Source organism: Pseudomonas sp. B14(2017), assembly GCF_002113255.1.
GTDB lineage: Bacteria > Pseudomonadota > Gammaproteobacteria > Pseudomonadales > Pseudomonadaceae > Aquipseudomonas > Aquipseudomonas putida_Z.
Genome location: NZ_NEJY01000009.1, coordinates 232,441 through 243,755, shown reverse-complemented (window position 1 = coordinate 243,755; position 11,315 = coordinate 232,441). Strand labels below are relative to the sequence as shown.

13 protein-coding genes are annotated in these 11,315 nt (G+C 63.7%); 1 reads left to right on the top strand and 12 read right to left on the bottom strand.

The features are described 5' to 3' along the window. Window positions 1-495 precede the first annotated feature (495 nt). From CAG34_RS11900 to CAG34_RS11845, 12 genes are all read right to left on the bottom strand, one after another. The gene (locus CAG34_RS11900) at window positions 496-1,278 is read right to left on the bottom strand and encodes a TatD family hydrolase (protein ID WP_046616993.1); all 783 of its coding nucleotides are present in this window, start codon (window positions 1,276-1,278) and stop codon (window positions 496-498) included. A gap of 30 nt (window positions 1,279-1,308) precedes the next feature. Then, window positions 1,309-2,295 (bottom strand): DNA polymerase III subunit delta', encoded by a 987-nt coding sequence (locus CAG34_RS11895; protein ID WP_025338220.1) that lies wholly within the window; start codon window positions 2,293-2,295, stop codon window positions 1,309-1,311. Then, window positions 2,288-2,920 carry a dTMP kinase gene (gene tmk / locus CAG34_RS11890; RefSeq protein WP_085590147.1) on the bottom strand — a complete coding sequence of 211 codons (633 nt, stop codon included), beginning with the start codon at window positions 2,918-2,920 and terminating at the stop codon, window positions 2,288-2,290. The genes CAG34_RS11895 and tmk overlap by 8 nt, the downstream gene beginning before the upstream one ends. Before the next feature lie 9 nt (window positions 2,921-2,929). Continuing rightward, the gene (gene mltG, locus CAG34_RS11885; protein WP_085590145.1) at window positions 2,930-4,150 is read right to left on the bottom strand and encodes an endolytic transglycosylase MltG; all 1,221 of its coding nucleotides are present in this window, start codon (window positions 4,148-4,150) and stop codon (window positions 2,930-2,932) included. A 4-nt stretch (window positions 4,151-4,154) separates the two neighbouring features. Beyond that, window positions 4,155-4,970, bottom strand: coding sequence for an aminodeoxychorismate lyase (gene pabC, locus CAG34_RS11880; protein ID WP_085590143.1), 816 nt, complete (start codon window positions 4,968-4,970; stop codon window positions 4,155-4,157). After that, complete coding sequence (gene fabF, locus CAG34_RS11875) at window positions 4,970-6,214, bottom strand: beta-ketoacyl-ACP synthase II (RefSeq protein WP_025338216.1); 1,245 nt, start codon at window positions 6,212-6,214, stop codon at window positions 4,970-4,972. Before fabF ends, pabC begins: the two co-directional genes overlap by 1 nt. 188 nt (window positions 6,215-6,402) lie before the next feature. Then, entirely contained in the window at window positions 6,403-6,639 is a 237-nt protein-coding gene (acpP, locus tag CAG34_RS11870) for an acyl carrier protein (RefSeq protein ID WP_016715141.1), read from the bottom strand. Window positions 6,640-6,841: 202 nt separating this feature from the next. Continuing rightward, window positions 6,842-7,582 (bottom strand): 3-oxoacyl-ACP reductase FabG, encoded by a 741-nt coding sequence (gene fabG / locus CAG34_RS11865; protein ID WP_003247160.1) that lies wholly within the window; start codon window positions 7,580-7,582, stop codon window positions 6,842-6,844. A gap of 15 nt (window positions 7,583-7,597) precedes the next feature. After that, window positions 7,598-8,536: an ACP S-malonyltransferase gene (gene fabD / locus CAG34_RS11860; protein WP_023661404.1), complete on the bottom strand. Its 939-nt coding sequence runs from the start codon at window positions 8,534-8,536 to the stop codon at window positions 7,598-7,600. Window positions 8,537-8,789: 253 nt separating this feature from the next. Further along, a complete protein-coding gene (plsX, locus tag CAG34_RS11855; protein WP_075044133.1) occupies window positions 8,790-9,800 on the bottom strand; it encodes a phosphate acyltransferase PlsX in 1,011 nt (336 codons plus the stop codon). A 3-nt stretch (window positions 9,801-9,803) separates the two neighbouring features. Further along, window positions 9,804-9,986 (bottom strand): 50S ribosomal protein L32, encoded by a 183-nt coding sequence (gene rpmF / locus CAG34_RS11850; RefSeq protein WP_003247154.1) that lies wholly within the window; start codon window positions 9,984-9,986, stop codon window positions 9,804-9,806. Window positions 9,987-9,999: 13 nt separating this feature from the next. After that, the gene (locus CAG34_RS11845; protein WP_012313431.1) at window positions 10,000-10,527 is read right to left on the bottom strand and encodes a YceD family protein; all 528 of its coding nucleotides are present in this window, start codon (window positions 10,525-10,527) and stop codon (window positions 10,000-10,002) included. Window positions 10,528-10,623: 96 nt separating this feature from the next. Here CAG34_RS11845 and CAG34_RS11840 point away from each other — a divergent pair, with 96 nt between their 5' ends. Next, window positions 10,624-11,202, top strand: a complete 579-nt coding sequence (locus CAG34_RS11840) for a nucleoside triphosphate pyrophosphatase (protein ID WP_085590141.1) — start codon at window positions 10,624-10,626, stop codon at window positions 11,200-11,202. The last annotated feature ends 113 nt before the right edge of the window (window positions 11,203-11,315 follow it).

Genomic DNA, 11,315 nt, shown 5'->3' with positions numbered 1-11,315 from the left:
TTGGCAAAAAGTGACTCGCCGTAAGGGCGAAAAGGTGAGTCAGCGTCGCCATCGCAAACGGACTGTTCGCCATATCAAAACCGTCGCTTAAGCTTTTTGCTTTTTGCTTTTTGCTTTTTGCTTTTTGGATACGGGCATTCACATCGAGTAGGCATTCATTCGCGATGGTGGCGCAAAGTCACCTTTCCGCCCTTACGGCGGGTCCTTTTTTGTCGTGGCAAAAAGGAACCAAAAACCGTCGGCTCCCATCATCCGGCCCCTGCGCTGCGCTCCGGGGTCCCCTCGCTACGGGCTTGCTCCCGGGAGGACGCGCTGCAGGCCCCATCCATGGGGCCTCAGCGCTTGACGGGCATCCATGCCCGTCACCTCCCTCCGCAATCCCTTCGCTCGGCCTCCTGAAGTCGCAATCGGCGGCGCCTGAACTATCGCGCGCTTAAAAGCAAAAGCTGAAGCAAGAGCAAGAGCGCTCAGGCTTTGTATTTTGAAGAGTTGCTGTCAGGCCACCCGCGCCAACGGGAACAAGCGCTTGAAGTTGGCAGTGGTCTGTTCGGCCAACTGCTCATAACTGGCCCCGCGCAACGAAGCCACGTACTCCGCCACCTCACGCACGTACTGCGGCAAATTCGGCTTGCCCCGATGCGGGATCGGCGCCAGGTACGGCGAATCCGTCTCCACCAGCAAACGATCGACCGGCACCTGCCGCGCCACTTCACGCAGGGCATCGGCATTGCGGAAGGTAACGATGCCAGACAACGAAATGTAATACCCCAGGTCCAGCGCCGCCTTGGCCATGTCCCAGTCTTCGGTGAAGCAGTGCAGCACGCCGGCCTGCGGCAGGTTGGCCTCGCGCAGCAGCGCCAGGGTATCGGCACGCGCCGCACGGGTATGCACGATCACCGGCTTGCCGGTCTGCCGCGAGGCCTCCAGGTGCAGGCGGAACGAGGCTTGCTGCAACTCGGCTGCTTCCGGCTCGTAGTGGTAATCCAGCCCGGTTTCACCAATCGCCACCACATGTGGGTGAGCCAGTTCGCGCAGCAGCCATTCCAGCGCCGGAGTTTCGCCCGGCGCCAGGTCCAGCGGGTGCACTCCCACCGAGCAATCGACATCGGCGTAGCGCTCGCTCAGCGCCTTCACCGCACCAGCATTCTCGGCACTGACGCCAATACACAGGAAATGCCCGACCCCGCGCTCACGCGCCGCCTGCAGGGCAGCATCGAGGGAGCCCTGGTGGGCGCTCAGGTCTAGACGGTCGAGATGGCAATGGGAATCTACGAGCATGGGATAACGACACACATGAAAAAATGAAAATCAGCGGGCGCCCGGCAACTGCAGCCAGTGGGCCAGCAGCGATTCAAGCAGCAGGGCGCGGTTGAGGTTGGCCTTGCCCAGCACCTTCTGGCGCTGTTCCAGGATCCATGCCTGCACCTCCAGCACCTTGGCCTGGCGGCTCTTCTGCGCCAGGTACTGCACCACCTTGCGCATATCGGCCAAGCCTAGCCCCTCCTCGTCCTGGGTCAATTGGTAGCGCAGGATCAAGTGCGCCCAATCGCAGAACCAGTCGAACAGCAGCAACAGCGGTACACCGTTCCAGGCATCGGCCAGCTGGCTGGGCGATTGCTGCTGCTTGAGCAGCTTCTTCACCCCGTCGGTGACCAGCGCGCGCTGCTCGCGCACGCCTTGCGCCTGCAAGCTGACCGCCATCAGCGGCGAACCGGCAGCCAGGGTCAGCAACTCGTCGCGCTCGGCCTCGTCACTGTCAGGCAGCGCGCCGGCCAGCCAGGCCTGGCTCTGAGCCAGGCTGGGCTGCGGGCAGGCGACCTGCTGGCACCGGCTCTTGATGGTCGGCAACAGGCGGCTGGGCTGGTGGGTGACCAGCAGCAACACGGTATCGCCGGAGGGTTCTTCGAGGCTTTTGAGCAGGGCGTTGGAGGCGTTGACGTTCATCGCTTCCACCGGCTCGATCAGTACCACCTTGCGCCCACCCAACTGCGCGGTCTGCACCACGAAGGCCACCAACTCGCGCACCTGGTCGACCTTGATCGGCTTATCGGCTTCTTCGGGCTCGAGGACGAAGTTGTCCGGGTGGCTACCGGCCTTGAGCAGCAAGCAGGACTTGCACGCGCCACAGGCCTCCAGGCCCTGGGGCTGCTGGCACAGCAGGCGGGCCATCAGACGCTCGGCCAGGGCCCGCTTGCCGATACCCTGCGGCCCATGCAGCAGGTAGGCGTGAGCGTGCTGGCTGCGGCCAGCCAATTGTTGCCAGAGTGCCTGCTGCCAGGGATAGGCCTCAGCCACGGCAACGCTCCACGATGCCTGGTAGCAACGCATCGATGGAGCGCTGCACGGCCTCCAGAGGCTGGGCGGCATCAAGCAGTGTATAGCGCTGTGGTTCGCGGTTGGCGCGCTGCAGGTAGGCCTGGCGCACCGCTTCGAAGAACGCCTGGCCTTCCTGCTCGAAACGGTCCAGGCGGCCACGGGCGGCGGCGCGAGCCAGGCCCACTTCGACCGGCAGGTCGAAGACCAGGGTCAGGTCCGGGCGCAGGTCGCCCTGAACGAATTGCTCCAGGGTGGCGATCCGCTCGACCGACAAACCGCGCCCGCCGCCCTGGTAGGCGTAAGTGGCATCGGTAAACCTGTCACACAAGACAACCGCCCCGCGGGCCAGCGCCGGCCGGATCACCTGCGCCAGGTGCTGGGCACGCGCAGCGAACACCAGCAACAGTTCGGTGTCAGCCGCCATGCTTTCATCGCTGGGCGCCAGCAGCAGCTCGCGCACCTTTTCGGCCAGCGGCGTGCCGCCGGGCTCACGGGTCAGCACCACGTCCAGGCCCTGCTCGCGCAGGCGCGCAGCCAGGTAGTCGCGGTTGGTGCTCTTGCCCGCGCCTTCGGGGCCTTCCAAAGTAATAAACAAGCCGCTCACAGGCAGTCCTTAATGTTGTTCGTCAGGCATCGGCCGTTCGGCCGCTTGCGCGCCGCCGGCAGGGGCGTCCTGCACAGACGGCTGGTCGGGCGCTGGCTGCGCGGTAGACTCGTCGGCAGGCGCCTGGGGCTGTTCGGCCTCGTCGGTACTTGGTTGTGGTTGGGGTTGTGGTTGTGGTTGTGGCTCTGGCTGCGATTGCGGCGCGGGGCTGGAGCGGTAGTCCGCACGGCGCTTGAGCTGGAACTCGCGCACCGCCGAGTTGTGGTCGTCGAGGTCGTCGGAAAACACGTGGCTGCCATCGCCACGGGCGACGAAGTACAGGCTGGTGCCATCGGACGGGTTGAGCGCCGCGTGAATCGCTTCGCGACCGACCATGGCGATCGGGGTCGGCGGCAGGCCGGTGATGGTGTAGGTGTTGTAAGGCGTCGGCTCGCGCAGGTCGGCGCGGGTGATCTTGCCGTTGTAGCGCTCACCCATGCCGTAGATCACCGTAGGGTCGGTCTGCAGCATCATGCCCAGGCGCAGGCGCCGCACGAAAACGCCGGCGATCTGCCCGCGCTCCTGGGGAATGCCGGTCTCCTTCTCTACCAGCGAGGCCATGATCAGCGCCTGGTACGGGTCACGGTATGGCAGGTCGGTGGTGCGCTCGGCCCACTCCTTGGCCAGCACTTCGTCCAGGCGCATATAGGCCTGCTGCAGCAACTCGACGTCGCTCATGCCACGCACGAAGCGGTAGGTGTCCGGGAAGAAGCGCCCCTCGGGGAACACACCGGTATGGCCGAGCTTGTCCATCACTTCCGAATCGGACAGCCCATCCAGCGTGTGCTTGATCTTTTCATGCTTGGCCACGGCCGAGCGCACCTGGCGGAAGGTCCAGCCTTCGACCAGGGTCAGGTTGTACTGCACCACGTCGGCCCGACGCCAGGCATCGAACAGCTGCTCCACGGTCATGCCGGGGGTCAGGCGGTACTCGCCAGTGTGCAGCGGGGTGCCGGCCATGTTGAAGCGCCAGTACAGACGCAACCAGACGGCGTCGTCGAGCAACCCTTCGTTCTGCATGCGATAGAACATGCGATTGGGGGTGGTGCCATTGGGCACGTCGAGCAGGCGCTCCTGCGTCACGTGCAGGGGCTGCTCCAGGACCGAGTTGACCTTCCAGGCCGACCAGCCCACGGCAAGGCCGGCGAGGATCAAGCCCATTTCCAGCAGCAGCAGGAATTTACGTCTCACGAATTCAGGTTTCCAGTAACGTACGGGCAACGGCCTGCAGTTTACGGGTGAGCGGGCCCGGCGACCAGTTTAGCGCGGCAACGCCACGCACGGGCCAGACACCGTAGACGCTGTTGCAGACAAATACTTCATCTGCCTGCTCCAGCGCGTCGAACGGCAGGTCGCAGACCTGCACCGGGATGCCCAGCAGCGCTGCTTGTTCCAGCAACGCGGCCCGCATCACGCCAGCGACGCCACAGCGGCTGAGGTCGGCCGTGAACAGCACGCCATCGCGCACCAGGAACAGATTGCTGTACACCCCTTCGATCACCCTGCCCTGCCCATCACGCATCAGGCCTTCGGCATGTTCGCTGTCCTGCCATTCGGCACGGGCCAGCACCTGCTCCAGGCGGTTGAGGTGTTTGAGGCCGGCCAGCAGCGGTTGTTCCCCAAGCCGGGTCTGGCACGGGAACAGGCGCACGCCGTGCTCGGCATGTTCGACAGGATAGCTGGGCAACGGGCTGCCCTGCAGAATACGGCGCGGCACGGCACCGGCAACCGGTGCGTAACCGCGCTGGCTGTCACCACGAGTAAGGATGAGTTTGGCTACGCCATCACCGAGTTGGCTGGCATAGCGCAGGAGTTCGTCGCGCACCAGCGCCAGGTCGGCACTGATTGCCAGGCGCTGGCAGCCCAGCGCCAGGCGTGCGAGGTGGCCGTCCAGCAAGCTGGGCCGGCCGCCGCGCACGGCGATGGTCTCGAACAGTCCATCGCCGTAGGCCAGGCCGCGGTTCTGCAGGTTGACTGCAGCCGCCGGCTGGCCATCGATCCAGCTTTGCATCAATCGGCGAACCGGCGGAATACCAGCGAACCGTTGGTGCCGCCAAAGCCGAACGAGTTGGACAGCACCACATCGATCGGCATGCTACGCGCCTGGTGCGGTACGAAGTCGAGGTCGCAGCCTTCGTCCGGCTCGTCCAGGTTGATGGTGGGCGGAGCCATCTGGCTGTTGATCGCCAGCACGCTGAAGATCGCTTCCACGGCACCGGCGGCGCCCAGCAGGTGGCCGGTCATCGACTTGGTCGAGCTGACCGCCAGCTTGTAGGCATGCTCACCGAACACACGCTTGATCGCCGCCACTTCGGCCACGTCGCCAGCAGGGGTCGAGGTGCCATGGGCGTTGATGTAGCTGACCTCTTCCGGCTGGATGCCGGCATCACGCAGGGCGTTGGCCATGCAGCGGGCAGCGCCTTCACCGGTGTCGGGTGGCGAAGTCATGTGGTAGGCGTCACCGCTCATGCCGAAGCCGACAAGCTCGGCATAGATGGTCGCGCCGCGGGCCTTGGCGTGCTCCAGCTCTTCGAGCACCAGGGCACCGGCACCGTCGGACAGCACGAAGCCGTCACGGCCCTTGTCCCACGGGCGGCTGGCCCGGGTCGGCTCGTCGTTGCGAGTGGACAGTGCACGGGAGGCACCGAAGCCGCCCATGCCCAGGCCGCAGGCGGCCATTTCGGCGCCGCCGGCGATCATCACGTCGGCTTCACCGTAGGCGATGTTGCGCGCGGCCATGCCGATGCAGTGGGTACCAGTGGTGCACGCGGTGGCGATGGCGTAGTTCGGCCCTTGCAGCCCCAGGTGGATCGACAGGAAGCCGGAGATCATGTTGATGATCGAGCCAGGCACGAAGAACGGCGAAATGCGACGCGGCCCCGAATCGTGCAGGGTGCGGCTGGTTTCTTCGATGTTGGTCAGGCCGCCGATACCCGAGCCCATGGCCACGCCAATACGCTGGCGGTTGGCGTCGGTGACTTCCAGGCCGGCATTACGCACTGCCTGGAACCCGGCCGCCAGGCCGTACTGGATGAACAGGTCGAGCTTGCGGGCCTCTTTGGCCGACAGGTATTGCTCGACCTCGAAGCCTTTCACCGAGCCGCCAAAACGGGTGGAGTAGGCAGACAGGTCCGTGTGTTCGATCGGACCGATGCCACTGCGGCCAGCCAGAATGCCCTGCCAGGTGCTCGGTACATCAGTACCCAGTGGCGACAGCATACCCATACCGGTGACCACGACGCGTCTACGCGACACAGTACTCTCCTTTTCTAATGACAGAGTTTCTTGCCATTGCATTCAAGCAATGGAATGAAATGGCAACAAGCTCTTGGTACCCGGTGAACGAGCCCGATCTGCAAAACGCAGGGTGCTCGCAAAGAAAAAACCGCACGCCGGCAAAGGCAGTGCGGTTTTTCCCGACAAGAAGCGTCGACTACAGCGTCTTAGGCCTGGTGGGCTTTGACGTAGTCTACAGCAGCTTGAACGGTAGTGATCTTCTCGGCTTCTTCGTCAGGGATTTCGGTCTCGAATTCCTCTTCCAGAGCCATCACCAGCTCAACGGTGTCAAGCGAATCGGCACCCAGGTCATCGACGAAGGACTTCTCGAGAGTCACTTCCTCTTCCTTGACGCCCAGTTGCTCGGCGACGATTTTCTTGACGCGTTCTTCGATGTTGCTCATACCTAGGTTTACTCCTAATGGATATATGTCAGGCAGCTGGCCGGTGGCTAATTTTATAGAAAGACGTTCGCTTTTCAAGCTAAACGCACCTTCACACCAGTCACCACACCCGCTGCCTGGAATCTGGTTGCAGCTTTATAACGGATTTTAGGCTCGCAGTATGACTCTTTTTTTACGAAATCCGTCACATTGAGTTGCAGTGTTACATGTACATCCCGCCGTTGACCGGCACGGTGGCGCCGGTTACGTAGGCTGCGCCGTCGGATGCCAGGAACGAAACCACCTTGGCGATTTCGTCTGCCTGGCCCAGGCGGCCCAGCGGGATCTGGGTCTGCAGGGCTTCGCGCTGCGCTTCTGGCAGCTCGCGGGTCATGTCGGTGTCGATGAAGCCCGGGGTCACCGAGTTGACGGTGATGCCACGCGAGCCCACTTCACGCGCCAGGGCGCGGCTGAAGCCTTCCAGCCCGGCCTTGGCGGCCGCGTAGTTGGCCTGGCCGGCGTTGCCCATGGCACCGACGACCGAGCCGATGCTGATGATACGGCCCCAACGTGCCTTGGTCATGCCACGCAGCACGCCCTTGGACAGACGGTAGAGGCTGTTCAGGTTGGTATCGATCACGTCGAACCACTCGTCGTCCTTCATGCGCAGCATGAGGTTGTCACGGGTGATACCGGCGTTGTTGACCAGGATGGCCGGTGCGCCGAACTGCTCGCCGATGGCGGCCAGCACAGCTTCAACCGATTCGGCGCTGGTCACGTTCAGTTCCATGCCAGTACCGGTGATGCCGTGTTCTTTCAGGGTGGCAGCAATGCGCTCGGCGCCGGAGGCCGAAGTGGCGGTGCCGATCACGGTCGCGCCCTGGCGGCCCAGCTCGAGGGCGATGGCCTGGCCAATGCCACGGCTGGCGCCGGTGACCAGTGCAACTTTACCTTGCAGGCTCATGCAAGCTTCTCCAAATCAGGCCAGTGCCGCGCGAGTGGCGGCGACGGCGTCAGGGGTATTGAGGTTGTAGGTGGTCACGCCATCGGCGCAACGCTTGTTCAGGCCGGCCAGGACCTTGCCCGGGCCGCACTCGACCAGGTTGACCGCACCGTTAGCGGCCAGGGTCTGCACGCATTCGACCCAGCGCACTGGCTGGTACAGCTGCGCCAGCAGGTCGTGCTTGAGGGCATCGAGGTCAGCGGCAACGGCAGCGGTGACGTTCTGCACCACGGGGATTTGCGGGGCGTGCCACTCGATGGCGTTGACCGACTCGGCAAAGCGCTCGGCAGCCGGCTTCATCAGCGCGCAGTGCGACGGCACGCTGACCGCCAGCGGCAGGGCGCGTTTGGCACCCTTGGCCTTGCACAGCTCGATGGCGCGATCGACGGCGGCCTTGTTGCCGGCGATGACCACCTGGCCTGGCGAGTTGAAGTTGACCGCGCTGACCACCTGGTCTTCGGCCGCTTCGGCGCAGATTTCCACGACCACGGCGTCATCCAGGCCGAGAATGGCGGCCATGGCGCCATGACCGGCCGGCACGGCTTCCTGCATCAGCTGGCCACGGCGCTCGACCAGGCGCACGGCATCTTTCAGGCTCAGGCTGCCGGCGGCAACCAGGGCGCTGTATTCACCCAGGCTGTGACCGGAGACGAAGGCCGGCCTGGCACCGCCCTCTTCCAGCCACAGGCGCCACAGCGCGATGGACGCGGTGAGGATGGCCGGCTGGGTCTTGTCGGTCTGGTTGAGTTGTTCTTCCGGGCCTTCCTGGACCAGCTTCCACAGGTCGTAACCGAGTGCCTCGGACGCTTCCTTGAAGGTTTCGATGATCACTGGCTTCTCGGCGCCGAGCTCGGCGAGCATGCCCAGCGACTGGGAACCTTGACCGGGAAAGACGAATGCGAGAGATGCAGACATTGAACAAGCCCTTATGATCTTGTCGTCGGATAGGGTGCGCCGGGCTTTGGGCCAGGCGCGGAATCTGAAAGCTTGGATGGATACGCAGACCAAGCGGTCACATTTAAGCACTTCAGCGGCGATATGCCTAAGGTCTTTATTCCTTCAGCACCGGCCCTTTCGCGGGTAAACCCGCTCCCACAGGGTTACCACAGGCCTGAAGGTTGTGGGGCACCTGTGGGAGCGGGTTTACCCGCGAAGAGGCCGGCACAGGCTACAACAGCAAATCTTCCAGCCGCCCATGCAAGCGCTGCGGCAGGTTTTCCTGGATCTCGATCAACGCCCGCTGGATGGCACTCTGGAAGCCCTGCACCCCCGCCGAGCCATGGCTCTTGATGACGATGCCCTGCAACCCCAGGAAACTCGCGCCATTGTGCCGCGCCGGTGCCAGGTCGGCCTGCAGGCGCTTGAGCAGCGGCATGGCCACGGCCCCGGCTGCCCGCGACAACACGCCACCCTTGAACAACTGCTCGATGCGCGCGCCGATCATCGTCGCCAGCCCCTCGCTCGACTTGAGCAGGATATTGCCGACGAACCCGTCGCACACCACCACATCGGCCTCACCGCGATACAACCCGTCACCTTCGACGAAGCCTATGTAGTTGAGCCCGCGGGCGTTCTGCAACAGGCTGGCCGCCAGCTTGACCTGCTGGTTGCCCTTGATGTCCTCGGTACCGATGTTCAGCAGTGCCACGCGCGGCCGCTGCACACCCAGGGCCTGGGCGGCCACCGAGCCCATCACGGCGAACTGGTAGAGGTTCTCGGCGCTGCAGTCGACGTTGGCGCCAAGGTCGAGCAACTGGCAGTAACCGGTCTGGGTCGGGATCGCCGCCACCATGGCCGGCCGGTCGATACCCGGCAGTGTCTTGAGCACGAAACGCGAGAGCGCCATCAGCGCCCCGGTATTGCCGGCGCTGACGCAGGCCTGGGCCTTGCCGTCGCGCACCAGTTCGAGGGCGATGCGCATCGACGAGTCCGGCTTGCCGCGCAGCGCCTGGGATGGCCGCTCGTCCATGCCGACCACCTCGCTGGCGGCCACGATTTGCAGGCGCGCGCGATCCGCAGCCGCAAGGCCGCTGACAAGATCTTCAAGGAGGGAGGGTTGACCGACGAGGGTCAGGTGCAGCGAGGGGGTAGCCGAAAGGCAGGCAATGCTAGCCTGGACAATGCTGCGGGGACCGAAGTCCCCGCCCATTGCGTCGATCGCGATGATCTGAGCGGACAAGGATTACTCGTCAGCGCCCTTATCGACCACTTTGCGACCACGGTATACGCCTTCTGGCGATACGTGGTGACGCAGGTGTACTTCACCGGTGGTTTTCTCTACCGACAGCGCGTTTTCCGACAGGGCGTCGTGCGAACGGCGCATGTCACGGGCAGAGCGGGATTTTTTGTTCTGCTGAACAGCCATAATTGATTAACTCCTAAACGTTTGGGTCACGCTTTAACTGCGCCAAAACACTGAACGGGTTGGACCGCGATACCTCGTCCTTGCTCGATTCGGGCTCGTCTGCGCCCGCCGGCTGCTGGCATTCTTCCGGATGATGAGCAGGCACGATTGGCAAGGCGAGCAGAAGCTCCTCCTCGATCAATGCCTGCAGATCCAAAGGATCTTCGCCCAGTTCCAGCACGTCATAGCCTTTCGGCAACGACTGGGTATTCGCACCCTCCTTCACCACGGCGTATGTACATTCGCTGTGGATCGGCAGGGTGACCAGCTCAAGACAACGCTGGCAAACCATCTTGACCTCGACGTCCAGCTCGCTGTGGATAACCACCACGTGCTGTTCATCTCGTTCAAAATCGAACTTCGCCTGCACCGTACCGACATTGTCGGAAAGCGGGTCGCAGAGTCTTTCCAAATCAGCGAGTTGCAGCGAACCGTTAAGAGTTACGCCACGATCGGCTAATTTGCGCGGGTCAACGTGAGGTGGAATCGGGTCATTCAACATAGGCGCAGCATTCTAGGGATGCCCCCCGCCCCTGTCAAAGGAAATTCGGCGGCATCGTGCGTGATAGAATTTGTTCAACTGATTCAGGAGTCTACCATGCTTCCTCTGTTACTGGCTTCCAGCTCTGCCTACCGCCGCGAACTGCTTGCGCGCCTGCGCCTGCCCTTCACCTGGGCAAGCCCCGATATAGACGAGCGGCGCCTGGATGACGAACCGGCGGTGGAGCTGGTGCGCCGGCTGGCCAGGCAAAAAGCCGAGGCCCTGGCGGGCAGCCACCCGGGGCACCTGATCATCGGCTCGGACCAGGTTGCGGTGCTGGGCGAGCAGGTACTGGGCAAGCCGCACACCTTCGAGCGGGCCTGCGAGCAATTGCTGGAGTGCAGCGGGCAGCAGGTGAGCTTCCTGACCGGGCTGGCATTGCTGAACAGCGTTACCGGGCACTGCCAGGTGGACTGCGTACCGTTTACCGTGACCCTGCGCGAACTGGACCGGGAGCGAGTGGAACGCTATGTGGCGGCGGAACAGCCGCTGGACTGCGCCGGCAGTTTCAAGGCCGAGGGACTGGGAGTGAGTCTGTTCCAGAGCACGCACGGGTGCGATGCGACCAGCCTGATCGGGCTGCCACTGATTAGATTGGTGGATATGTTGACCAAGGAAGGGGTGGTGATTCCCTGAGATTTTGGGGCCGCGCTGCGGCCCTTCGCGGGCACGCCCGCTCCCACAGGCGTGTCGCTACCTGCGGGCTTTGCACGATCCCCGCGGGAGCGGGCATGCCCGCGAAGGGGCGC

Excerpts from the sequence above, each read along its gene's own strand:
- CAG34_RS11840 (WP_085590141.1), top strand. The coding sequence starts at position 10,624 with ATGCTTCCTCTGTTACTGGCTTCCAGCTCTGCCTACCGCCGCGAACTG.
- pabC (WP_085590143.1), bottom strand. The coding sequence starts at position 4,970 with ATGCAAAGCTGGATCGATGGCCAGCCGGCGGCTGCAGTCAACCTGCAG.
- CAG34_RS11845 (WP_012313431.1), bottom strand. The coding sequence starts at position 10,527 with ATGTTGAATGACCCGATTCCACCTCACGTTGACCCGCGCAAATTAGCC.
- acpP (WP_016715141.1), bottom strand. The coding sequence starts at position 6,639 with ATGAGCAACATCGAAGAACGCGTCAAGAAAATCGTCGCCGAGCAACTG.
- rpmF (WP_003247154.1), bottom strand. The coding sequence starts at position 9,986 with ATGGCTGTTCAGCAGAACAAAAAATCCCGCTCTGCCCGTGACATGCGC.
- fabG (WP_003247160.1), bottom strand. The coding sequence starts at position 7,582 with ATGAGCCTGCAAGGTAAAGTTGCACTGGTCACCGGCGCCAGCCGTGGC.
- fabD (WP_023661404.1), bottom strand. The coding sequence starts at position 8,536 with ATGTCTGCATCTCTCGCATTCGTCTTTCCCGGTCAAGGTTCCCAGTCG.
- CAG34_RS11900 (WP_046616993.1), bottom strand. The coding sequence starts at position 1,278 with ATGCTCGTAGATTCCCATTGCCATCTCGACCGTCTAGACCTGAGCGCC.